24 protein-coding genes are annotated in these 22,961 nt (G+C 60.9%); 15 read left to right on the top strand and 9 right to left on the bottom strand.

Features of this window, described 5'->3' with window-relative positions; genetic code table 11:
* Positions 1 to 72: 72 nt before the first annotated feature.
* From OW521_RS17115 to glmS, 3 genes are read right to left on the bottom strand one after another with little or no spacing between them, the layout of a single operon-like run.
* Complete coding sequence (locus OW521_RS17115) at positions 73 to 1,617, bottom strand: NAD(P)H-hydrate epimerase (RefSeq protein ID WP_268020778.1); 1,545 nt, start codon at positions 1,615 to 1,617, stop codon at positions 73 to 75.
* A gap of 13 nt (positions 1,618 to 1,630) precedes the next feature.
* Positions 1,631 to 1,978: a holo-ACP synthase gene (locus OW521_RS17110; protein ID WP_265976849.1), complete on the bottom strand. Its 348-nt coding sequence runs from the start codon at positions 1,976 to 1,978 to the stop codon at positions 1,631 to 1,633.
* Positions 1,979 to 1,982: 4 nt separating this feature from the next.
* On the bottom strand, positions 1,983 to 3,875 hold the full coding sequence (gene glmS / locus OW521_RS17105) for a glutamine--fructose-6-phosphate transaminase (isomerizing) (protein WP_268020775.1): 1,893 nt from the start codon (positions 3,873 to 3,875) through the stop codon (positions 1,983 to 1,985).
* A 133-nt stretch (positions 3,876 to 4,008) separates the two neighbouring features.
* Here glmS and coaA point away from each other — a divergent pair, with 133 nt between their 5' ends.
* On the top strand, positions 4,009 to 5,019 hold the full coding sequence (coaA, locus tag OW521_RS17100) for a type I pantothenate kinase (protein WP_268020774.1): 1,011 nt from the start codon (positions 4,009 to 4,011) through the stop codon (positions 5,017 to 5,019).
* A gap of 5 nt (positions 5,020 to 5,024) precedes the next feature.
* On the top strand, positions 5,025 to 5,894 hold the full coding sequence (locus tag OW521_RS17095) for a M15 family metallopeptidase (RefSeq protein WP_268020773.1): 870 nt from the start codon (positions 5,025 to 5,027) through the stop codon (positions 5,892 to 5,894).
* A gap of 110 nt (positions 5,895 to 6,004) precedes the next feature.
* Here the strand turns inward: OW521_RS17095 and glmM are convergent, their stop codons facing one another.
* Complete coding sequence (glmM, locus tag OW521_RS17090; RefSeq protein ID WP_268020772.1) at positions 6,005 to 7,369, bottom strand: phosphoglucosamine mutase; 1,365 nt, start codon at positions 7,367 to 7,369, stop codon at positions 6,005 to 6,007.
* Between the two features lie 196 nt (positions 7,370 to 7,565).
* Here glmM and OW521_RS17085 point away from each other — a divergent pair, with 196 nt between their 5' ends.
* From OW521_RS17085 to OW521_RS17075, 3 genes are read left to right on the top strand one after another with little or no spacing between them, the layout of a single operon-like run.
* Positions 7,566 to 8,318 (top strand): glycosyltransferase, encoded by a 753-nt coding sequence (locus OW521_RS17085; RefSeq protein ID WP_268020771.1) that lies wholly within the window; start codon positions 7,566 to 7,568, stop codon positions 8,316 to 8,318.
* Between the two features lie 32 nt (positions 8,319 to 8,350).
* The gene (locus tag OW521_RS17080) at positions 8,351 to 8,773 is read left to right on the top strand and encodes a GtrA family protein (RefSeq protein WP_326494040.1); all 423 of its coding nucleotides are present in this window, start codon (positions 8,351 to 8,353) and stop codon (positions 8,771 to 8,773) included.
* Positions 8,770 to 10,698: an ArnT family glycosyltransferase gene (locus OW521_RS17075; protein WP_268020769.1), complete on the top strand. Its 1,929-nt coding sequence runs from the start codon at positions 8,770 to 8,772 to the stop codon at positions 10,696 to 10,698. Before OW521_RS17080 ends, OW521_RS17075 begins: the two co-directional genes overlap by 4 nt.
* Positions 10,699 to 10,800: 102 nt before the next feature.
* Here OW521_RS17075 and rpsI read toward each other — a convergent pair whose 3' ends face one another.
* Positions 10,801 to 11,310: a 30S ribosomal protein S9 gene (gene rpsI, locus OW521_RS17070; protein ID WP_234749102.1), complete on the bottom strand. Its 510-nt coding sequence runs from the start codon at positions 11,308 to 11,310 to the stop codon at positions 10,801 to 10,803.
* A 35-nt stretch (positions 11,311 to 11,345) separates the two neighbouring features.
* The gene (rplM, locus tag OW521_RS17065) at positions 11,346 to 11,789 is read right to left on the bottom strand and encodes a 50S ribosomal protein L13 (protein WP_024817563.1); all 444 of its coding nucleotides are present in this window, start codon (positions 11,787 to 11,789) and stop codon (positions 11,346 to 11,348) included.
* 295 nt (positions 11,790 to 12,084) lie between these two features.
* On the opposite strand from rplM, the gene OW521_RS17060 reads away from it, so the two are divergent.
* The 10 genes from OW521_RS17060 to OW521_RS17015 all read left to right on the top strand — a co-directional run bounded on the left by OW521_RS17060 (position 12,085) and on the right by OW521_RS17015 (position 20,164).
* Positions 12,085 to 12,738, top strand: a complete 654-nt coding sequence (locus OW521_RS17060; protein ID WP_268020768.1) for a prepilin peptidase — start codon at positions 12,085 to 12,087, stop codon at positions 12,736 to 12,738.
* A gap of 270 nt (positions 12,739 to 13,008) precedes the next feature.
* Positions 13,009 to 13,203, top strand: coding sequence for a Flp family type IVb pilin (locus OW521_RS17055; RefSeq protein ID WP_268020767.1), 195 nt, complete (start codon positions 13,009 to 13,011; stop codon positions 13,201 to 13,203).
* A gap of 88 nt (positions 13,204 to 13,291) precedes the next feature.
* Positions 13,292 to 13,453 (top strand): Flp family type IVb pilin, encoded by a 162-nt coding sequence (locus OW521_RS17050; protein WP_268020766.1) that lies wholly within the window; start codon positions 13,292 to 13,294, stop codon positions 13,451 to 13,453.
* Positions 13,454 to 13,464: 11 nt separating this feature from the next.
* On the top strand, positions 13,465 to 13,878 hold the full coding sequence (locus OW521_RS17045) for a TadE family protein (protein WP_268020765.1): 414 nt from the start codon (positions 13,465 to 13,467) through the stop codon (positions 13,876 to 13,878).
* 68 nt (positions 13,879 to 13,946) lie between these two features.
* Positions 13,947 to 14,885: a pilus assembly protein TadG-related protein gene (locus tag OW521_RS17040; RefSeq protein ID WP_268020764.1), complete on the top strand. Its 939-nt coding sequence runs from the start codon at positions 13,947 to 13,949 to the stop codon at positions 14,883 to 14,885.
* 50 nt (positions 14,886 to 14,935) lie between these two features.
* Complete coding sequence (cpaB, locus tag OW521_RS17035) at positions 14,936 to 15,691, top strand: Flp pilus assembly protein CpaB (protein WP_268020762.1); 756 nt, start codon at positions 14,936 to 14,938, stop codon at positions 15,689 to 15,691.
* Entirely contained in the window at positions 15,688 to 16,884 is a 1,197-nt protein-coding gene (locus tag OW521_RS17030; RefSeq protein ID WP_268020761.1) for an AAA family ATPase, read from the top strand. Before cpaB ends, OW521_RS17030 begins: the two co-directional genes overlap by 4 nt.
* Positions 16,881 to 18,320 carry a CpaF family protein gene (locus OW521_RS17025; RefSeq protein WP_268020760.1) on the top strand — a complete coding sequence of 480 codons (1,440 nt, stop codon included), beginning with the start codon at positions 16,881 to 16,883 and terminating at the stop codon, positions 18,318 to 18,320. The genes OW521_RS17030 and OW521_RS17025 overlap by 4 nt, the downstream gene beginning before the upstream one ends.
* On the top strand, positions 18,317 to 19,264 hold the full coding sequence (locus OW521_RS17020) for a type II secretion system F family protein (protein WP_268020759.1): 948 nt from the start codon (positions 18,317 to 18,319) through the stop codon (positions 19,262 to 19,264). Before OW521_RS17025 ends, OW521_RS17020 begins: the two co-directional genes overlap by 4 nt.
* A gap of 9 nt (positions 19,265 to 19,273) precedes the next feature.
* Entirely contained in the window at positions 19,274 to 20,164 is an 891-nt protein-coding gene (locus OW521_RS17015; RefSeq protein WP_268020758.1) for a type II secretion system F family protein, read from the top strand.
* Between the two features lie 156 nt (positions 20,165 to 20,320).
* Here OW521_RS17015 and OW521_RS17010 read toward each other — a convergent pair whose 3' ends face one another.
* The 3 genes from OW521_RS17010 to OW521_RS17000 form a co-directional block, all read right to left on the bottom strand.
* Positions 20,321 to 21,211: a tRNA pseudouridine synthase A gene (locus OW521_RS17010; RefSeq protein ID WP_268020757.1), complete on the bottom strand. Its 891-nt coding sequence runs from the start codon at positions 21,209 to 21,211 to the stop codon at positions 20,321 to 20,323.
* A gap of 32 nt (positions 21,212 to 21,243) precedes the next feature.
* A complete protein-coding gene (gene rplQ / locus OW521_RS17005) occupies positions 21,244 to 21,813 on the bottom strand; it encodes a 50S ribosomal protein L17 (protein ID WP_268020756.1) in 570 nt (189 codons plus the stop codon).
* Between the two features lie 66 nt (positions 21,814 to 21,879).
* Positions 21,880 to 22,890 (bottom strand): DNA-directed RNA polymerase subunit alpha, encoded by a 1,011-nt coding sequence (locus OW521_RS17000; RefSeq protein ID WP_136321891.1) that lies wholly within the window; start codon positions 22,888 to 22,890, stop codon positions 21,880 to 21,882.
* Between the last annotated feature and the right edge of the window lie 71 nt (positions 22,891 to 22,961).

Raw genomic sequence — 22,961 nt, 5'->3', positions numbered from 1 at the left:
GTTCTCCTTCACGTGCCGGATAACTTGTTGCCAGCCTAGCTATGTTGAGTGACATTCAACGAACATCCGGAATTATCCAGCGCGATATTCCTGGAGGATTCGGAAGACATCGGGGACCGCCCGAGCGATGTCGGAGGCAGTCAGGGGTCCTCCAGCGGAGGCGGTGCTGCCTGCCATTCCGTGGATGCTTGCAGCTGCGGCCGCTACCGCCGCCCACCTCTCGTCCCTGGCGATTCCCAGGGCAGCGAAGGGGCCGTCATCGTCCAACCCGGATACCGCAAAGGCGGCAGCCAGGGCACCAAGGATCCCGCCGAGGACGTCCCCGCTTCCCGCCGTCGACATCCATGGGCATCCCTCGGATTGACTGAACACCCCTCCGGAAGGGGACGCAATCAGTGTCGTGGCACCTTTGAGGAGGACAACCGCCCCCGTGTGTTCCGCGGCCATGCGGACGAAGTGCAGTGGCCGGGACTCCACATCCTCGCGCGTGAAGCGTACTTCGCCGCGGCCAAGGAGGTCTGCCAGCTCCCCCGCGTGCGGAGTCAGGATCCAGTTGGGCGGGCAGCGTTCCGGCAGGAGACCCAGCGCTCCGGCGTCGACGACGGCGGGCTGGCCGGCGCCGGACGCTGCGGCCAGCACGTCACGGGCCCGCTTGAATTGTTCGGCTCCGTCCAGGCCCGGACCGAGCAGCCATGCTTGGACCCGTCCGGGTTCGGCTGGCTCCCAAATAGCCTCGGGAGTGCGGACCAGTACATGCCGCGCCACAACTTCCGGTCCGAGGTACCGCACCATTCCCGCGCCGGACGCCGCCGCGGCCTCAACAGAGAGGACTGCAGCTCCCGTGTAACGCTCGGAACCGGCCACGACGCCCAGGACTCCCCTCGTGTATTTCTGAGCCCGGCGCGCGGGTTCTGGCAGGACGGCAGCCAAGTCACGGACAGACAAGCGGCGTAGGAGGGGTGCCGGAAGATGACCCTCGATGCCGATGGGTACCAGAATTACGCGGCCGGCGCAGCCCTCGCCGGGATCGGCCATCAACCCAGCCTTGACTCCCCCGAATGCCACCGTTATCCGCGCCGTCAGCACGGGCCAGTGGACTTCGCCTGTGTCCGCGTCCACGCCACTGGGAGTATCGCAAGCCACAACCAAGTCCGGTCTCAGCTCCTGCAACGCAGCAATCAGTTCCGCGGCTGGACCGTTGAGGCCTCCCCGGGCGCCCGTGCCCAGGATGGCATCTATGACCACGTCGGCGCCGGCACTTAGCACGGCTAGCTCTTCGGCATTGTCCTCGCTCAGGACGTGGACGCGTCCACCGGACGCCCTAAAGGCCGTCATAGCGTCCGGATGGGCAGAACCGGCGGTGAGCACCGCCGTCGTGCGCATGCCACGGCGGGCAAGCATTGCTGCGGCGAAGAGACCGTCCCCGCCGTTGTTGCCCTTGCCTGCCAGTACCGTGACGCTGCAGCCGTAGACGCGGCGGCCCTCCGAACGGAATTCACGGACGACGGCGTTTGCCAGGCCATGGGCCGCGCGCTGCATGAGAACAGCGCCCTCACCGATATCAAGAAGCGGTTGTTCCGCTGCCCTGATCTGTGTTCCGGTGAAGGCGCTGATCATGTTGCTTGGGTTGTTAAGCTTCGGCGATGACCATGGCGGTGGCAATGCCGCCATCGTGGCTCATGGATACGTGCCAGCGTTTCACGCCTTTGGAATCCGCGACCGCAAGCACGGTGCCTTTAACCTTGATGGTGGGGCCGTTCTGGTCAAGGCCGATCCAGCAGTCTTGCCAGTTCATGCCCGCCGGAGCCCCCAATACCTTGGCCACAGCCTCCTTGGCCGCGAAGCGCGCCGCCAAAGAGCGCGTGTTGAGTTCGCGTTCCGCGGGAACGAACAAACGGTCCCGGAGCCCGGGAGTTCGCTCGAGCTGGCGCCCAAAGCGCTCAATGTCTACGACGTCTACCCCTATGCCAACAATCATGGGGTTATTCTACGGTCACGCTCTTGGCAAGGTTACGAGGCTGGTCCACGTCGTATCCCTTGGCCTTGGCCAGCTCTGCCGCGAAAATCTGCAGCGGAACGGTGGTGAGCAGCGGCATCAGGAGAGGTGGTGTCTGCGGGACATAGAAGACGTGCTCAGCGTAGGCCCGCACGGCTTCGTCGCCTTCTTCTGCGATCACCAAGGTGCGTGCACCGCGGGCACGGATTTCCTGGATGTTGCTGACCACCTTCGCGTGGAGGGAGTCGCGGCCGCGTGGCGATGGGACCACCACGAAGACGGGCTGTCCTTCGTCGATGAGCGCTATCGGGCCGTGCTTGAGCTCGCCCGCAGCGAAGCCCTCGGCGTGGATGTACGCGATTTCCTTGAGCTTCAACGCGCCCTCGAGCGCGACCGGGAAGCCCACGTGGCGGCCCAGGAACAGTACCGACTTCTCATCCTTCATGCTCCGGGCGAGCTCGCGGAGGGGGCCCGCGTTGTCGAGGATCTTCTGGATGTGGGCGGGTATTTTGCCAAGGTCCGCCAAGACGTCCTTGATCTGGCCTGAGAAGATGTTTCCGCGCAGCTGGGCCAGGTAGAGGCCCAGCAGGTAGGCCGCCGTGATCTGGGCGAGGAAAGCCTTGGTCGAGGCGACGGCGATCTCCGGCCCGGCGTGCGTGTAAAGCACCGCATCCGATTCACGCGGGATAGTGGATCCGTTGGTGTTGCAGATCGAGATCGTCTTGGCGCCCTGCTCGCGGGCGTAGCGGACGGCCATGAGGGTGTCCATGGTTTCACCGGACTGGCTGATGGACACCACGAGAGTGTTGGAATCAACGATCGGGTCGCGGTAGCGGAACTCATGCGCGAGCTCTACTTCGGTGGGGATACGGCACCAGTTCTCAATGGCGTATTTGGCAACCATCCCTGCATATGCGGCCGTGCCACAAGCCAGGACAATGATCTTGTTGACCTGCTTCAGCAACTCGGGGTCGATCCGGACTTCGCTCAAGGTCAGCTTGCCGTTGATGTCCGAGCGGCCGAGGAGGGTCTGGGTGACGGCGTCCGGTTGGTCGTGGATTTCCTTCTCCATGAAGGAGCTGAAGCCGCCCTTTTCCGCAGAGGCCGGATCCCAGTCCACGTGGTATTCCTTGCCCTGGGCGGGAGCGCCGAAAAAGTCGGTGATCTCGACGGAGTCCGCCGTGATGGTGACGATCTGGTCCTGGCCGAGCTCGACGGCGCGGCGAGTGTGGTCGATGAAGCCGGAAACGTCCGAGCCGAGGAAGTTTTCGCCCTCGCCAAGTCCTACCACGAGGGGAGAGTTGCGGCGGGCGGCCACGACGACGTCGGGACGCTCTGCGTGCACGGCGAGGAGCGTAAATGCGCCTTCAAGCCGCTGGCAGGCAAGCTGCATCGCTTTGGTGAGCTTGCCGTTGGACGAATCCCCGTTGAGCTGGTTGCGGAAAATATCGCCCAGAAGCGCCGCTGCAACCTCGGTGTCGGTTTCCGAAGCGAAGGTGACACCCTTGGCGATGAGCTCCTGCTTGAGCTCGGCGAAGTTTTCGATGATTCCGTTGTGGATCATGGCCAAGCGTCCGCCGTCGGCCAGATGTGGGTGGGCGTTCTGGTCGGTGGGTCCACCGTGAGTGGCCCAGCGGGTGTGGCCGATGCCGGTCAGCGAGTCAGGGAGTGGATTGGTCTCGAGTTCGCTCAACAGATTGCTGAGTTTTCCGGACTTCTTCCGGGATGCGATGGTTCCGTTGGCGACCACGGCGACCCCGGCTGAGTCATAGCCCCGGTACTCAAGACGACGAAGTCCTTCGAGTACGACGTCGAGAGCCGAGTGCCCGGCATCTGCCCGGCGGGATGAATTGCCAACGTATCCTACGATTCCACACATGCCTACAAGACTAGCGGGTGCCCCGTGAAATGGACGTAGGATATCCGGCCCCACAAGCAAGCCAGGTCCCGGAATTCGCCGGATCCAACGTCCTTTCCGGAGAGCATGGTCACACAAATTCTTCCCGCCGTTCATGCTGTATTTCCGGATCAGCCAGCAGAGGGGCAGAATCTCTATAGTGACTTTGCAACGCAATGAAGCGAACGGCGACAGCTCCTCTCCGTTCGTGGAGCTGGACAGGCAGACGTGGTCCCGGCTGGGTGCGCAGATGGAGCAGCCGCTTAACGAAGAGGACATCATCCGGCTTCGCGGCCTCGGCGATCCCCTGGACATGAAGGAAATCCGCGAGGTCTACCTTCCGCTCTCCCGTTTGCTGCACCTTTACGTCCAAGCATCCCAGCAGCTCCATGCAGCCACCACGACGTTCCTTGGCGAGCAAACCCAGCGCACGCCCTTCGTGATCGGCGTCGCGGGTTCCGTGGCGGTAGGTAAGTCCACGATTGCCCGCGTGCTGCGAGAAATGCTCCGCCGTTGGCCGGGCACACCGAACGTCGAACTGATCACCACCGACGGATTCCTCTACCCACTAGCCGAATTGAAGCGACGGCATTTACTTGAGCGCAAGGGCTTTCCAGAGTCCTACGACCGCCGGGCACTGCTTCGTTTCGTCAGTGCGATCAAGGGAGGCGCCGAAGAGGTCCGGGCTCCTTGGTATTCACACGTCACCTACGACATCGTCCCGGACAAGGAAGTAGTGGTCCGGCGGCCTGACGTCCTCATTGTCGAGGGCCTCAACGTGTTGGCACCTGCCCGCCCCCGTCAGGACGGTCGGCAGGGACTGGCACTGAGCGACTTCTTTGATTTCTCCATTTACGTTGACGCCAAGACTTCGTACATCGAAGACTGGTATGTGGACCGTTTCCGGAAGCTTCGGAGCACGGCCTTCGCCCAGCCCGAATCCTACTTCCACCGTTATGCGACGCTCTCCGATGCCGAGGCGGAAGCCACTGCCCGCGGCATTTGGAAACGCATCAACGAGCCCAACCTTGAGGAAAACGTGCTCCCTACCCGAGGCCGGGCGCAACTTGTCCTCACGAAGGATGCCGATCATTCCATCCGCCGCATGCTGCTCCGAAAGGTCTAGCACGGATGTGCCACAGCCACAACTCCGGCCCTAGCCGAAGATCCTTCACAGCCCTTCTGGCGGCGGGCGTGGGAACGACGGCTTTGGCCGCTTGCACCCCTGGTAGCCAGGTCGCTTCACCCGCTGCGGCCCCGTCACCCTCAGGTTCCCAAGCAGCAACGCCGACGCCGGCGGTGGCGACCACGACGGCGGTCCCGGCCCCTGCGGCGAGCGAAGCACCGTCGTCGGGCGCACCGCCCTCCAAGGCGCCGCCGTCGGGGGCCTTGTCCCAAAAGTATTCCCTGAGCGACCCTGCGAGCCAGTGGGTCATCGTCAACAAGCACCGTCCGTTGACTCCCTTGCAGTTCGTCCCCCCTGATCTGGTACAGCCTCATGTCCAACTCGCGGTCAGCGGAGAAGCCGCGTTGCTCAACAGCACAACTGCTGCGGCGGCAGAAAAGCTCTTCGCCGGAGCGGCCTCGGCAGGGGTGACGATGACTTTGGCCTCCGGCTACCGCTCTTTCCGAACCCAAACCGCCACGTACAACGGCTATGTGGATTCGCGCGGCCAGGCTTCAGCGGACACGGCCTCCGCCCGTCCCGGGTTCTCGGAACACCAGACCGGCTGGGCGTTCGATATCGGCGACGGTGGCGGGGCGTGCAGCTTCCAGCCTTGCTTCGCGGAGCAGCCGGCCGCTGTCTGGGCCAAGGCCAACGCATTCAAATATGGATTTGTTGTCAGGTACCCGTGGATGCTCCATGAAATCACCGGCTATTACTACGAGCCCTGGCACTTGCGCTTCGTCGGGGTTGAGGCCGCAACGGATATGGCCAATCGTGGGATCGGCACCCTCGAGGAATATTTCGGCTTGGAAGCGGCGCCGAGCTACCTGTAAGGGTTGACCAACCGTCAACCGAGTCCATCAGCACGTGCTTGAAACAACTCTGGCCCGTCTTCTCGCGGAGACGGGCCACCGTTGTTTTCGGTCTTTCGCTGCGCCCGGGACTAGAGCGCCAGTTCGCGCGGAATCGTGAGGCGGTCTTCGACGACGCCGGCGAGTTCAGTGCATATGCGGGTGGCGGTTTCCATGTCTGCGGCCTCGACCATCACACGGACCAGCGCTTCGGTGCCCGACGGGCGCAGGAGCACCCGGCCGGTATCGCCAAGTTCTAGCTCGGCGGCAGCCACCGCAGCCGCCACACCCTCGTCCGTGGCGGCCCGGGACTTGTCCACGCCCTTCACGTTGATCATGAGTTGCGGCAGCTTGGTCATAACGCGGGCGAGGTCTTGGAGGGTACGGCCGGTGCCGGCAACCTGGGCGGCAATCTGCAGACCGGTCAGGACGCCGTCGCCAGTGGTCGCGTAGTCGGAGAAGATCACGTGGCCCGACTGCTCCCCACCAAGACTGTAGCCGCCGTCGCGCATTTCCTCCAGGACGTAGCGGTCCCCCACCGCCGTCTCGCGGATGGTGATTCCAGCATCACGCAATGCGATCTTGAGCCCGAGGTTGCTCATCACTGTGGCCACCAGGACGTCGTCCTTCAGCTTTCCGGACTCTTTCAGCGAGATGGCCAGGATCGCCATGATCTGGTCGCCGTCCACCTCCGTGCCTTCGTGGTCCACGGCCAGGCAGCGGTCGGCGTCGCCGTCGTGGGCTATGCCGAAGTCCGCACCGTGCTTGACGACGGCTTCCTTGAGCTGGCCAAGGTGCGTGGAACCGACACCGTCGTTTATGTTCAGGCCATCGGGTTCCGCACCAATCACCACAACTTCGGCGCCAGCACTAGCGAAGACCTGCGGGGAACAGCCGCTGGCCGCACCGTGGGCGCAGTCCAAGACGACCTTAAGGCCCTCAAGGCGGTGCGGGAGCGTACCGAGCAAATGGACGATGTAACGGTCCTCGGCGTCCGAGAAGCGCTGGATGCGGCCGACATCGCCGCCAACTGGACGTGAAGGTTCCTTGCCGAGCTGAGCCTCAATTGCGTCCTCCACCTCGTCCGGGAGCTTCTGGCCGCCGCGGGCAAAGAACTTAATCCCGTTGTCCGGCGCCGGGTTGTGCGACGCGGAGATCATCACGCCGAAATCGGCATCGAGGTCCGCGATGAGGTAAGCGGCCGCGGGAGTGGGCAGCACACCGGCGTCGTACACGTCGATCCCGGAACTCGAAAGCCCGGCTTCTACCGCTGCAGCGATAAACTCCCCGCTGGCCCGCGGATCCCGGGCGACTACGGCGCGGGGGCGCTTTCCGTTAGCCGAGCGCTCGTGGCCCAAGACCACCGCAGCGGCTTGTGCCAACTGGAGAGCAAGCTCCGCGGTGAGCAATCCATTGGCGAGACCACGCACGCCATCTGTTCCAAATAATCTAGCCATCGCGTCCCAGTCTAGACGACGGCGCATCTAGACGACGGCGCAGGGGCCGAGGGAAGGAGTGCCGCAGGCCTTGCTTTTACCCCTTCAGCCGCGCGACCACAAGAGTGCAGCTACTTGACTTGCGCTTTCCGCTCCACTCTAGTAAAGACCCTTAACGAGTATCTACGATTACCGCATGACACCTAGCTCTGGGGGCTTGGCGCTCGAAATAATTGTCCCCGTTTTCAACGAGTCCGCCATACTCGAAAGAAGCATCCTCCGGCTTGCCGACTATCTGTCGCGAGAATTGTTGTACAGCTGGAAAATCACGATTGCCGATAATGCCAGCACCGACGCAACAGGTTCTATTGGGCGGGAGCTCGCTGATGAGGTCCCAAATGTTAGTTATCGGCGCCTTGAAACCAAAGGGCGCGGCTTCGCACTCCGCGACGCCTGGACATCATCAGAAGCCAAAGTTCTGGCTTATGTAGATGTAGACCTCTCGACCGATTTGGCGGCCTTGCCTCCGCTCATCGCTCCCCTGCTTTCCGGACACTCGGATGTCAGTATCGGCACGAGGCTTGGCCGGACTTCCAGGGTCGTGAGGGGTCCAAAACGGGAATTCATCTCCCGGAGCTACAACCTGATTCTTAAACGGACCATGCAGGTACAGTTTTCCGATGCCCAGTGCGGTTTTAAGGCTGTCAGGGCAGAAGTCGCGCATCGGCTGCTGCCTTATGTAGAGGACAACTGCTGGTTCTTCGACACCGAGTTGTTGATTTTGGCAGAGCGGGCAGGGCTTCGTATCCACGAAATCCCTGTCGACTGGATCGATGATCCGGATAGCAGGGTAGATATCCGGCAAACCGCCATGGACGACCTCCGAGGCCTTGTGCGCGTCGCCAGTTCCATGGTTAAGGAAGAATTCCTTTGGAGGCGATATACGCGGAGCTGGGACGAGGACCTATAGCCGCGCCAACACGTCCCAGTTTCTTCGGCCAGGTGGTGCGTTTCGGAATCGTCGGTGCGTTCTCCACGCTCGCTTTTGCTTTGCTGTATCTGCTATTCCAAGGCCCGTTTGGGCCACAGCAGGGAAACTTCCTAGCCCTATTGATCACGGCCATCGCGAACACGGCTGCCAACCGTCGCTTCACCTTCAGGATCCATGGCCCCGAGCGGCAGTTCACACAACAGTTTCAAGGCCTTGTAGTTTTCTTGGTTGCCTGGGGGATCACTTCTTCCTCCCTGCTACTGCTACATTCCATTCACCCGGATGCATCGCCGAGTACTGAGTTGTTCGTCCTGACCTGTGCAAACATATTCGCCACTCTTGTCCGATTCGTTCTGCTACGGATCTGGGTTTTCCGGGTTCGTCGGTCGGAGGAGCGGCGCGGCGTGGCCACCATCAAGCAGCTGGCAATGTGAGCAACAGAACCAGCCGACTTCCGGGACAAGCAGCCCCGGGCACCCTCATCGGAGGCCATTCCCAGGTCATTCGGAAGTGGGTTCGAGGGAATCCCGCGAATGCGGCGTGGGTGCGGCCAGCGCTTCTGGGTCTCCTGGTCCTGACGTCAGTCCTCTATATGTGGGGACTCGACCGAAACGGTTGGGCAAACTCTTACTACTCGGCTGCCGCCATGGCCGGCTCGGAAGATTGGACGGCATTCTTCTACGGGTCGTCCGACCCAGGCAATGCAATTACCGTTGACAAGCCACCGATGTCTTTGTGGATCATGTCCCTCTCCGTGCGTATTTTCGGACTCAGCTCATGGAGCATCCTCCTGCCGCAGGCTCTGATGGGAGTACTCAGCGTCTATTTGCTCTATCGGATGGTGCAGAAGCGCACCGACCCAGCAACTGGCCTTCTTGCAGGGCTTTTCTTCGCGGTCACCCCTGTGGCCACCGTGATGTTCAGGTACAACAACCCGGATGCGCTGCTGACTCTGCTCATGATCGGGGCCGCCTACAGTGCCCTTGAAGCAATCGACCGGGGGAAGCTGCGCTGGCTGCTCGTCGCGGGAGCCCTGGTCGGTGCCGGGTTCCTCACGAAGCAGCTACAGGTTGCCCTCATCCTGCCGGCGATCGCACTGGCATACGTTGTTTTCGCCCGGTTCTCCGTACTTGCCAGACTGCTCCACCTTGGGGCCGGGTTGCTCGCGGCAGTCGTGGCATCGGGCTGGTGGTTCATGATCGCGCAGACGGCTGATCCTGCCCGGAGGCCTTTCATAGGCGGTTCCCGATCCAACAGCATCTGGGAGTTAACGCTGGGATACAACGGGCTGGATCGGCTGACCGGCGAGGATGCCAGTCACATGCTATCTGGCCCTAGTGCGGATCTCTACCAGAAGCTTGACCCGGGGATCACTCGCTTCCTACAACCGCAGTTCTCGGCCCAGTTCGCATGGTTTCTCCCGCTCGCGATTGCTGGAGTCGGTATCACCATATGGTTCGCTATTCGTCGACATGGCACGTCGCAACAGCGCTCTTTTTTGGTTTTCTGCGCCGCGTGGTTTGTTTGTTCGGCCACGGTCCTGGCCATGATGACAGGCATCGTCCATCCCTATTACGCGATCTCAACCATACCGTCGCTCAGTTGCCTAGCCGCGTTTACGGCAACCCATTTTGCGCGCCGCTTAGCAAGCGGGTTAGTCCGCCTGGCGTCTGGTCTCGTGTTGGCTACCTGCCTGATCCTGGGGTTCATAACGGCATCCCGGTCCGTCTCGGAATTCCCTTGGGTGCCTCCGGTTATGTTGGCCGCAGGAAGCCTGGCAGTCGCCATCGCGTTGCTTCCACCCGTCAAAAAGCAACGTCAAGCGGTACCCGTTCTATTTATAGGAGCCTCAATATTGTTGGGTCCCACGATCTGGTCCGTAAACACGGTACTGAGTCCGCACGTCGGAGCAGGAGTTGTGGCCGGGCCTAGCACCTTGGGCATTCGATCAGATCATCCTGATCGAACTCAACTGCAGCCGGGGACGCCCCCGACCTTCACCGCGGTCATGTTCGGCGACGTGCCGGCTAAGGGAGTCCTCAGGAGGATTAAGGCAAGCCCTGCGTCAGTGCGGTGGGCGGCCGCCGTCGTCGGCTCGGAGACGGCCGCTAACTATCAGCTGGACAGCTCCAGGGCGATCCTGGCAGTGGGTGGTTTCGACGGCACAGATCCCTTCCCGACGCTGGGGCAATTCCAAACAATGGTCCGCCAAGGTAGCGTCGGATCGTTTGTGATCCAGAACCTTCCACCTTTCACAGTTGAGGGGCGAGGGGAATCTGCACGCATTGTTCAATGGGTCGAAAGCAACTTCCAGGCCGAGATGATCGACGGCGCGTCCTTTTACAGCCTCACCCAGTAGTTTCATCCTCGTGGCCCTACCCAGCCAGAAAGCGCAAAAGGCCCGCCCCGCCAAACGGCGGAACGGGCCCCTGTAGGGCGCTGGAAGCGCCCGAAAGCGGATTTAGCGCTTGGAGTACTGCTGAGCCTTGCGTGCCTTCTTGAGACCGGCCTTCTTACGTTCGATGACGCGGGCGTCACGACGCAGGAACCCGGCCTTCTTCAGGGTAGCGCGGTTGTTCTCGGTGTCGATCTCGTTCAGCGAACGGGCGATGCCAAGACGCAGCGCGCCGGCCTGACCGGAAATGCCGCCACCGTGGATACGTGCGAATACGTCGTACGCGCCGTCAAGATCAAGGATCTTGAAGGGCTCGTTGACGTCCTGCTGGTGCAGCTTGTTCGGGAAGTAGTTGGCCAGCTCGCGGCCGTTGATGATCCACTTGCCGGTGCCGGGCACGATGCGAACACGTGCAACGGCTTCTTTACGACGGCCAACTGCGGCGCCGGCAACGGTCAGTGCCGGGCGCTCCTTCTTCGGCGCTTCTGCTTCCGCAGGACCGCTCTCCGAGGTGTAGCTGGTCAGGTTTTCCTCAGCCACAACGGCCTCGGTGGTCAGTTCTTCGTTCTGAGCCACGATTCTCCTTGATTAAAGTTGGTTGGTGGCCAGGACTACTGGGCGACCTGGGTGATTTCGAAAGTCTTGGGTTGCTGGGCGGCGTGGGGGTGCTCTGCACCACGGTAAACCTTGAGCTTGCCCAGCTGCTGTGCAGCGAGGGAGTTCTTCGGGAGCATGCCCTTGATGGCCTTCTCCACGGCGCGGACCGGGTTGGATTCCAGCAGCTCCGCGTAGTTGACGGAGGTCAGGCCGCCCGGGTAGCCGGAGTGGCGGTATGCGCGCTTCTGCTCCAGCTTGGCGCCGGTCAAGGCGACCTTTTCAGCGTTGATGATGATGACGAAGTCGCCCATGTCCATGTGGGACGCAAAGGTCGGCTTGTGCTTTCCGCGCAGCAGTGTTGCGGTCTGGCTGGCAAGACGACCAAGGACAACGTCGGTGGCATCGATGACGTGCCACTGGCGGTTGATATCGCCGGGCTTCGGGGTGTACGTACGCACGGTTTTGCCTCGTTCTTGTTCTGGCGTTCATGTTTTAGGCGGCACGCTCGGAGCGTGTGCCTACTAGGTATGCGTTACCGGAGCAGAGGTGAGGGCTCTATGTACCAGTCATCCCGAAGTCCCGATATGCCTGTCGAGTTAACGATCCTGCAACTGGATCCCCAAGCGGGCATGTGTCATCGAGAAAGGACACGCACAACGACTATCAACAATAGCGGCAAGGAGCTTCAGGGTCAAAATAGGCTGGTAACCAACGTGAACAACTGAGACCCGTCCTGAGCTCCTAGGAGACGCCATGACAGCAACTGCCGCCCAGCCCTTGCTTGTGGCTGCCTTCGGGCTCCTGGGGCTGCTCACGAGCCCTCTGGCAGAGGTCCTGATAGCCCGATCTCTGCCGCGGATTGGCGGACTCCCCTCCCGCGCCATCCGAATCACGACGGCGGTGGCCACAGCGGTCGTGTTTTCCCTTCTGACGCTCCGGTTCAGTTTCTCCCCGACGCTCGCTGCTTACCTGCTCTTAGGCGTGCTGGCAGTACAGCTGTCGCGCGTGGACGTGGCGCACCATTTGCTGCCAAATCCACTGGTGCTGTTGTTGCTTGCTGCCGGCCTCGGTCTGTTAACTATGTCCGCCGCACTGACTCTGGACTGGTCTGGACTAGTGCGCGCGGCCGCCAGCGCCGTCATCTTGTTCCTTGGGTACTTAATTCTCGGATTAATTTCTCCCGGCGGCCTCGGAATGGGCGATGTGAAGCTCGCGGCACCACTCGGAATGTACTTGGGCTACTTGGGCTGGAGCCAAGTGTTCTACGGGGGACTGCTGGGATTCGTGGTGGGCGGGGTGATGACGGTACTGATGTTGCGCCTGAAGCGCGGAATCAAGCCAGCTGAAGTTGCCCACGGACCGGCAATGTTCGCCGCGGCAATTGGAGTGGTACTGCTCATCGCGTGAGCCCACGCCGCGCCTCCCAAGTCCACTCAGTCCCCAAGAGTCCCATACGTACCAGTAACTGAGTGGTGCTTAGGCAGAAAAACCGAGTATCCCCTGGGGGCTCTTCGAGTAGTCCGTGCCGCCTGCACTAGAAAAGACGAGTACCACTACGCATTGTTTGTTAACCCTCCCAGGAGCAATTCTTGTCCTATCGAAATCCGAACCGCCAAAAGAGATATGTAAGCGGCGAGGAATCGTAGACAAATTCACTTATCTGGGAAAGGTTTTCCAATGTCATCTCTCATGGTTTCTGTCATTGCTTTCGTCGCCGGCGTGAAGGATCGCATCATGTCCTCCGAGAAAGGCGCAACAGCTGTTGAATACGGCATGCTTGTCGCTTTGATCGCCGCTGTGATCGTTACCGTAGTTGCCGCGCTTGGCGGCCAGATCAACGCCGCGTTTACCAAAATCAACTCGGCGCTCTGAATCAGAGCAACGATCTCCGACCCGGGCCGGTCACGTCGAGGAAATCCTCAAGGCGAGGCCGGCCCGGACCTTTTTAGGGAGAAACACAATGAACAAGTTCTTCCAAAGGCTCCGGGTTTCTGAAACGGGAGCCACCGCAGTCGAATATGGTCTCCTCGTCGCATTGATCGCGGCAGCCATCATCGCAACCGTGGCGCTCCTTGGACCGGAAGTTCAGGCCGGATTCCAAACTGTCGTCGATAATCTCTAAAGGCGCCGGCAATGCGCTCCGAAAAGAAATCAGGATCCGAGGCCGGTGCCGTCGCAGTCGAATTTGCCTTGATACTTCCAATTTTCCTGGTGCTGGTGCTTGGCATCTGCGAATTTGGGCGGGGCTTCAACATCCAGGTCTCCCTGACTGAAGCTGCTCGGGAAGCGGCCCGCTATGCATCCATCCACCAATCGGATCCCGGCTATAGCGTGACTGCCGCCCAAGACGCAGGAGTTGCCGCCGCTCCATCGGTCCCGTTGTCTGAGTCGAACATCAGCGTCCAGTCCGTGGGCTCAAACCCCTGCAATGTCGTCGTCACGGTGGCCTACAGCACATCCTGGATGACGGGTTTTCCCGGTCTGATTCCCGGGATGCCTTCGCAACTTAACCTGCAAGGCAAAGGGGTTATGCGATGTGGCGGCTAAGGCGAGACGACCCTGAGCGTGGCGTGGTAGCCCCACTCACCGCTCTCCTCATGGTGGTGCTTCTTGGCATGGCAGCCTTCGCCGTCGACGTCGGCTCCATGTATTCGGAACATGCCCAACTTCAAAACGGCGCGGACGCCGCCGCACTTGCCATCGCGCAAGCCTGCGCCAAAGATCCGAGTTCTTCAGACTGTGCTGGACCGGTGGCCGCCGCCACCACGCTGGCTGGGAACAACGCTTTGGACGGCGTCACCAATGTGCCTAACGCAACCGTCAATCTGGGAGCTTCAACGGTGGACATCACCACCCAGTCGCGCGATACCTCGGGAAACAATCATTTCTCCTTAGTGTTCGCGCGGGTGCTCGGCATTCAAACTACCGACATCGAAGCTTCGGCTCAGGCCACATGGGGTCCACCGAGCAGCGGAGGCGCTTTTCCGCTTGCATTCTCCGACAAGTGTTGGGATTTGAGCGGATCCGTCCCGACAGGCGACCTTCAGAAGATTTCCTGGAAACCGGGAATCACCTGCACCAACGCCTCCGGCCACACCATTCCTGGAGGTTGGGGATGGTTGACCCAAAGCTCGCCATGCTACGCCACCACACAGGCTGGCAGCACTAGCATCGGGTCGGATCCAGGTAACAACTTTCCAGGCGCTTGCCAGACGATACTTCAGGGCTGGGTCGACACCCTCAACGGCGGCGGCACCGTGAAAGTGCTATTTCCGATCTTCGACACAGCAACCGGGAATGGCAATACGGGGTCGTTCCACATTATTGGCTACGCCACGTTCAACATTGTGGGTTGGAAATTTGGTAATAATGGCAGCCCCTACCTCTATCACAACACAAACGCCGCGCTCGGTAACCCTAATCTGGCCTGCGCCGGCGGAAACGATCGATGCATCATCGGACAGTTCATCAAATACCAATCAATTGGCACCGCTGGTGGGGGCGGAGGAACCGGGGCAGACCTCGGAACCCTTAATGTCCACCTCACCAAATAACAACCCAAACTGGGAGCGCAACTCCATAGTCAAACTAAGGGGAAATCAAATTGAAAACTCGCCTACTGGGAGGCATAGTCGCAATCGTCCTGGCAATCGCCGGCACGTTGCTGCTGGTTACGTATGTACAAGGATCGGAAGCGCGGGCGCAAAAAGACCTCCAGCCCGTGGACGTTCTGGTCGTCGAAAGCAAGATTCCGGCCGGCTCTAACCTGCAAACGGTCAAGGCCGCCGTCAAGCTCGCTTCATTGCCCGCCGGTTCAGTACCCAACGGAGCGCTAAAGAGCTTGGATGGGCTCGACGGTAAAGTTTCAGGGGTCGACCTGCTTCCCGGAGAGACACTCCTAGGAGCCCGACTCGTTGACCCGACAAGTCTGGCGGCCCCCGGCTCCGTGCCGGTTCCGGCGGGACTTCAGGAGATTTCACTTCACCTGGACGCACAGCGCGTCGTCGGTGGACGACTTGCCGCCGGCGACACCGTTGGCGTCGTGGTTCTGCTCGATGATTCCGGTGCCCAAGGCGCAGCAGGTGGCAGCGCCCAGATGGTCTTCCACAAGGTATTGGTCACCAGCGTCCAGCGGGCCGTTTCGCAGGCTAAGACCACCAGCCAGGCACAGTCTGGCCAGGAACAGGCGAATACTCAATTGCCGGACGGCGCCTTCATCGTGACCTTGGCCCGAAATGACGTCGACTCCACGAAGATCGCCTTCGGGGCAAAGTATGGAGATATTTGGCTAACCAAGGAACCGTCGACTGCGAGCGAGAGCCCCAATGTCACAATCAAGCGGGCAGAGGTCCTCCGATGAGTCGCTTCCTAGTTATAACTCCGAACGCAGACTTTGAACGCCGGGTCCGGCAAGCCACTGGCGGCATGCATGGTGAAGTTCAGTCCATCGCGGCCGACTTTCTACCGCCAAGCCCTGACGACGTCTTGCGAGTCCTGTCCGGCGAGTTGTTGGAGGTGTTGATCCTCGGTCCCGGACTGGCGCTTGACGACGCTTTCAGATTGGCGAGCCTCTTTGATCTGCAGTATCCGGAGATCAGTGTTGTTTTGGCCGCCGACGACCAGGCACAAGCGGCGTTGCCGGCCATGCGTGCGGGAATCAGGGACTTGCTTCCCCCGGACTCGGGAGTGGATACGATCCGTGTTCTGCTTGAGCGTGCGAGCCTGGCAGCTGCTGGCCGCCGACGTGGATTGGGCGCGACAGTTGAAGGAGAACGGCCTGGCGGGCGGATTATCGCTGTGATGTCGCCCAAGGGTGGAGTCGGAAAAACGACGATTTCCACCAACCTTGCCGTGGGTCTTGGCAAGCTCGCCGGAATGGGTGTGGTGGTGGCCGATCTCGATCTACAGTTCGGCGACGTCGCGTCCGGCCTTCTCCTCGAGCCGCAAAAGACGATCGCTGACGCCGTGACCGGAGCCGCCGTTCAGGACAGCATGGTCTTGAAGTCATACCTCTCCGTCCACCCTGCAGGCATTTACGCACTCTGCGCGCCTCACAACCCGACCCAGATCGAACACATCTCGGCCGACCAAGTTGGACATCTTCTGGAACAGCTTGCGAACGAATTCCAATACGTCGTGGTGGACACGGCCCCGGGACTTGGCGAGCATGTACTGGCAACTCTCGAGCATGCTACCGACGTTGTCTGGGTGTGCGGAATGGACATCCCCAGCATCAAGGGTTTGCGGACCGGGTTGGACATCCTCGACGAGATTGGGTTGCTACCACGGCATCGCCATGTGGTGTTGAACTTTGCTGACAGGCGCAGTGGGCTCTCGTTGGCTGATGTTGAAGCGACAATCGGCTGTCCGGTCGACGTCACTCTACCTCGCTCCAGGGCACTGCCGTTTTCGACAAACAAGGGCATTCCGCTGCTGCAAGACGGTTCCAAGGATCCCGCGGCGAAAGGCCTCCGAAAGTTGGTCGACCGGTTCAAACCGGACTGGGAGGCCCGACCTCACAAACAATTGCACCGAAGGGCGGTAGTCCAATGAACCTCTCCAAGCGCCTCGACTCAGCACGGGGAATCGAACCAGTCGCCACTGCGGCAAATCTGGACGATCCTTGGTCCGCTCCGAGAAGCACCGGCCCTGACCAGGTTCCCTCCCTGACTGATTCGCTACCCGGTTCCGCGGAGACCAGCCAAGCACTCTCGGCAATCAAGGAACGCACCAGCGAAGCGCTCTACGAGCGCATGGGAGCACGGACCTCGGACACGAACATGGACGAAGCCGAGCTTCATCAGTTCGTCAAGGACGAACTCCGCGCGGTCATCGATGAGGACGAAATTCCCCTGAGTTCGGCAGAGCGTCAAAGGCTTGTCCAGGAGATCGCCGACGACGTCTTAGGACTGGGACCGCTTCAGCGCTTCCTTGATGATCAGGACATCACTGAGATCATGGTCAACAGTGCCGATCGTATCTACGTGGAGAGCGCTGGAAAGCTCTACTTGACGAGTGCCCGTTTCACGTCTGAGGAGCATCTTCGCAAAATCATCGAACGGATCGTGTCAAAGGTGGGTCGGAGAATCGACGAATCTTCGCCGTTGGTCGACGCACGCCTTGCCGACGGCTCACGCGTGAATGCAATCATCCCGCCCCTGGCGGTGAATGGGTCGTCGCTGACCATTCGTAAATTTGCTCGGGTGCCTCTTACTGTCCAAAATCTCATTGGACTGGGCACGCTGAGCCCTGAGATGGCGGAATTGTTGCATGCCTGTGTCCAAGCCCGTCTGAACATCATCGTCTCGGGCGGTACCGGCACGGGCAAGACGACACTGCTCAATGTTCTCTCGTCATTCCTCCCCGCCGACGAACGCATCGTCACTATTGAGGATGCTGTGGAGCTCCAACTACAGCAAGAGCATGTTGTCCGTTTGGAGAGCCGGCCACGAAACATCGAAGGCAAAGGTGAAATCTCCATTCGTGACCTCGTGCGGAACTCCCTGCGAATGAGGCCCGACCGGATTGTTGTCGGGGAGGTGCGCGGTGGCGAATCCTTGGACATGCTCCAGGCCATGAACACGGGCCACGACGGTTCAATATCCACTGTGCACGCAAACTCTCCGCGGGACGCTGTAGCACGCTTGGAAACTCTGGTACTGATGGCCGGCATGGATCTGCCGCTAAGGGCTATCAGGGAACAGATCGCGTCTGCCGTCAACCTGATCGTGCACATCTCGCGCCTTCGCGACGGCACACGGCGCGTCACCCACGTCACCGAGGTTCAGGGCATGGAAGGCGACATTGTGACTCTGCAGGACGCCTTCACTTTCGATTACTCAGCGGGAATCGACGCGAATGGCCGCTTCCTCGGACGGCCAGTACCCACCGGGGTACGGCCACGTTTCGTTGACCATTTCGCCGATCTGGGAATACAGATTTCGCCCGCCGTTTTTGGCTCCTTGCCCATGGGGGGTGGACTAAGGTGAATCCCACGAATCCCGTATTTCTCGCGCTCGGAGTTCTCTTCACGTTCCTGGCGTTGTTCGTCGTGGTGTTCGTGTTCCTTGGTTCGCGGAATTCGGACATAGCCCTGTCCAGGCGTCGCCCCGGTGGGGCAGTCCAAACTTCTGCGCTTACCAAGGTGACGACATCTGCAGTCGCCTTCGTTGACAACGCCGTGGGGAAAACCCGCTCATCAGGAACCCGAGCGACCTTGGAAAAGGCGGGTATCAAAATGAAGCCCGCAGACTATGTTTTGCTGATTACTTGCTCGGCCTTCGTTGCCGGAATAGTCGGTTTCATTATCAGCGGCGTCGTTTTCGGCTTGCTTTTGCTGATCGCCACACCTTTCGTTGCAAAGCTCATCGTGAGTGTCCTGACGGCTCGTCGCAGGGCGAAATTTGAGCTCCAACTCGGTGACACCATTCAGATGCTCTCGGGCGGCATGCGAGCGGGGCATAGCCTGCTCCGTTCAATAGATGCCGTGGCCCAGGAGGCCGAATCTCCTACCCGCGACGAGTTTGCCCGGATAGTCGCGGAAACACGGCTCGGCCGCGATTTGAAGGATTCGATGAGCGATGCTGCTGATCGCCTCGACAGCGAAGACTTCGTCTGGACGGCCCAGGCCATCGAGATCCACCGGGAGGTAGGTGGCGACCTGGCAGACGTCCTGGACCACGTCGGTGAAACCATTCGTGAGCGGGCACAGGTCAAAGGCCAGGTTCGCGCCCTGAGCGCCGAAGGACGGCTTTCCGCGTATATCCTCATTGCTCTGCCCGTCGGAATGTTTTTATACCTCAGCCTGACAAATCCTAAATACATCGCGCTGCTGTACTCCAATCTTCTCGGTTGGATCATGGTCGTCACTGCCGTCATCTTGCTGGGGCTTGGGGCCTTCTGGCTCAGCCGTGTCGTCAAGATCAAGTTCTGAGGAGTTGTCATGAGTCCTATTGCATGGCTTTTCGTAGCACTGATTGTCGTTCCCATCGCAGGAATGGCTTGGTCCTTCATTTCGGTCGACCGTGCCGGGCTGGCTACCGTCCGATCGAATTTGAGACGAAGTTCAGGACGGCCTCAACAAGCGGGGCCCGAATCCCAGCGGATCCCTTTCAAGGAACTTGGCGTTCGTTTCACGCCCAAGGGATACGTCGGTTGGCTGGACAAGCTCCTCGCCCGGGCCGGTCGTCCGGCGGGAATGCCGTTGGAGCGGCTCCTCATTGCCAAACCGGCACTTGCGCTCGTTGCCGGGCTTCTGGGCCTCTACTTCTTCCTCCGCGCACCTAGCGGACCGGGCTTCCTGCTGTACCTATTCGTCGTTGCGTTGTTCTACCTGGTGCCGGATGTCATGATCCACAGCCGTGGGGCGAAGCGCCAGGAAGCCATTCAATTGGAACTCCCGAACACCCTCGACCAGATGCTGATTTCGGTGGAGGCCGGCCTGGGATTCGAGGCAGCGATGTCAAGGGCCGGTCAGAATGGATCCGGCCCCCTGGCCTCGGAAATCCTGCGTACTTTGCAGGACATGCAGGCTGGGCGCAGCCGCAAAGAGGCATATCTGGCTCTCGCCAACCGTGCGGACGTTCCGGAATTACGAAGCTTTGTGCGGGCAGTGGTCCAGGCTGACATCTACGGAATCGCCATAGCCAAGGTCCTTCGGACACAGGCCTCGCAGATGCGCGTCAAGCGTCGTCAGCGCGCTGAAGAGAAGGCAATGAAGCTTCCGATCAAGGTGCTGTTCCCGCTCATGTTGTGCATACTCCCCGTGCTCTTCATTGTGATCATGGGGCCCGCCGCCATTAACGTCATGAACAACTTCGTGGGTGCATTCTGACCATCTGGGACCAAGCGCATCTGGGGCGCTACTGATCGGCCACCCGCGATACCCAGAACCCGCGGGTGGTCTTCGCAGGCCCCCTCCACGGTACCCAGAGCCGGGAGGGGGTCGTCCAACGGCGGGCCCCGTCTGGGACTGACCGTCCGACCCCCGCTACTCCCGCCGGGCCCGGGTCAGCTCAGCCCGCGCAAACAGTTCGTCGTCGGACGGGTAGGCCACTTCTTCAAGCACCAGGGGATGGGGCGCGGCCAGCACCGACTTGGCATCCCTCACCCCCGCAAGCAGCCGCTCGTGCAGCCACTCCGGACTTTCCAGGCGTTCCCCCACACGCAATGCCGATCCCACCAAGGCACGCACCATGTTGTGGCAAAAGGCATCGGCCTGCACGTTGGCAACGAGCACGCCATCGCTGCCGCGGATGAACTCAAGCCGCTGCAGTTCTCGAATTGTGGTGGCTCCCTCGCGGGGCTTGCAGTATGCGCGGAAGTCCTGGAGCCCCAACAGCGCCGCGGCACCCTCGTTCATCGTGCCCTCGTCCAACGCGGACTTGTGCCACAACGTCAACCTGCGCAGGACAGGGTCCCAGCGTTCCGGGCCATCGGCAATCCGGTAGCTGTAACGGCGCCACAGTGCCGAGAACCGGGCGTCAAAGCCGTCAGGCGCGAGTCCGACGTCGTGCACTTCAATGGCGCCGGTTTCATCCTGCAGGACGCGGCTCAGCGCTCCACGAAGCCTCCGGAGCAGCGCAGCGGCGGGATCGATTTCATGGCCCCGCGGTAGCCCGCTCCACTCGCCCTCGGAAAGATCGATGTGCACCACTTGTCCCCGTGCGTGCACACCGGCGTCGGTGCGGCCAGCCACGGTGACCCGCACGGGACGCCGCACGATCAACGCCAGCCCCTCCTCGAGTGAACCCTGCACTGTCCGCAGACCCGGCTGCAGGGCCCAACCATTGAAAGGGCCGCCGTCGTACGAAAGATCCATCCGGACACGCAAAAACCCGCCGCCCCCCAAAACGGGGGCAGCGGGTTTTCGATCGTTCATAGACTTAAGTCTACTGTGAAGAATTCAGTGAATTACTTCTTTTCCTCAGCAGCCGGAGCCTTTTCGGTTTCAGCGGCTTCAGCTTCAGGAGCCTCAGTCTCAACGGCTTCAGTCTCGGCGGTTTCGGTCTCAACAACCTCTTCCTCGGCGACCGGAGCGGCTTCTTCGGCAGCCGGAGCAGCCTTCTCAGCGTCGCGCTTGGCAGCGGCAGTAGCCTCGGCAACTACAGCCTGCTTCGGGGAAACCGGCTCAAGAACCAGTTCGATGACAGCCATGGGAGCGTTGTCGCCCTTGCGGTTGCCGATCTTGGTGATGCGGGTGTAGCCACCATCGCGGTTGGCAACGGCGCCGGCGATGTCGGTGAACAGCTCGTGGACGATGCCCTTGTCGCTGATCAGGCCGAGCACGCGACGGCGGGAGGACAGGTCGCCGCGCTTGGCGAAGGTCACGAGGCGCTCCGCGTACGGCTTCAGGCGCTTGGCCTTGGTGACCGTCGTGGTGATGCGCTTGTGCTCGAACAGCGCTGCTGCCAGGTTCGCGAGCATCAGGCGCTCGTGAGCCGGACCGCCTCCGAGGCGCGGACCCTTAGTGGGGGTAGGCATAGTAATTTCTCCTGTAATGAAGGCCTTCCGGGTCCGAACGTGGACTCGGTGGCCAAGATCTGCTTGTTAGAGCTCGTCGTCGCTGAACGCGGCGTCGTCCTCTTCGATGGCTGCGGCGCGGGCTGCCAGGTCGAAACCGGGAGGCGAGTCCTTGAGGGACAGGCCCAGTTCAACCAGCTTTGCCTTGACCTCATCGATGGACTTCGCACCGAAGTTACGGATGTCCATCAGGTCAGCCTCGGAGCGGGCAACGAGTTCACCCACGGTGTGGATGCCCTCACGCTTGAGGCAGTTGTAGGAACGGACGGTGAGGTCCAGATCCTCGATCGGCAGTGCCATGTCCGCTGCCAAGGCAGCATCCGTCGGCGACGGGCCAATCTCGATACCTTCAGCTGCGGTGTTCAGCTCGCGGGCCAGACCGAACAGCTCCACCAGGGTGGTGCCTGCCGAGGCAACGGCGTCGCGCGGGGCGATAGCCTGCTTGGTCTCGACGTCGACAATCAGCTTGTCGAAGTCAGTGCGCTGCTCAACACGGGTGGCTTCCACGCGGAAAGTCACCTTCAGGACCGGCGAGTAGATCGAGTCGACCGGAATGCGGCCGATCTCGGAGTCGCCGGACTTGTTCTGAGCTGCCGAAACGTAGCCGCGGCCGCGTTCGATGGTCAGTTCGAGTTCGAACTTGCCCTTCGAGTTCAGCGTGGCAATGTGCAGATCCGGGTTGTGGAATTCGACGCCGGCCGGTGGAGCGATGTCCGCGGCGGTGACGACTCCGGGGCCCTGCTTGCGCAGGTATGCAACAACCGGCTCATCGTGCTCGGAGGACACGGAGAGGCTCTTGATGTTCAGGATGATCTCAGTGACATCTTCCTTGACACCCGGAACCGTCGTGAACTCGTGCAGCACGCCATCGATCCGGATGCTGGTTACAGCAGCACCGGGGATGGAAGAGAGCAGGGTACGGCGGAGGGAGTTTCCGAGGGTGTAGCCGAAGCCAGGTTCCAGCGGTTCAATGATGAAACGCGAGCGGTTCTCGGAGACTACTTCTTCAGACAGAGTGGGGCGCTGTGCAATGAGCACTTAGGTTTCCTTTCGGCGAGCATCCGCTATATGACGCAACACAGGTGGTGGAAATCGGCTTGGTTCCGGCT

The sequence above is a fragment of the Arthrobacter sp. MMS18-M83 genome (genome assembly GCF_026683955.1).
Taxonomy (GTDB): Bacteria; Actinomycetota; Actinomycetes; order Actinomycetales; family Micrococcaceae; genus Arthrobacter.
This window is presented reverse-complemented; position numbering and strand designations above follow the sequence as displayed.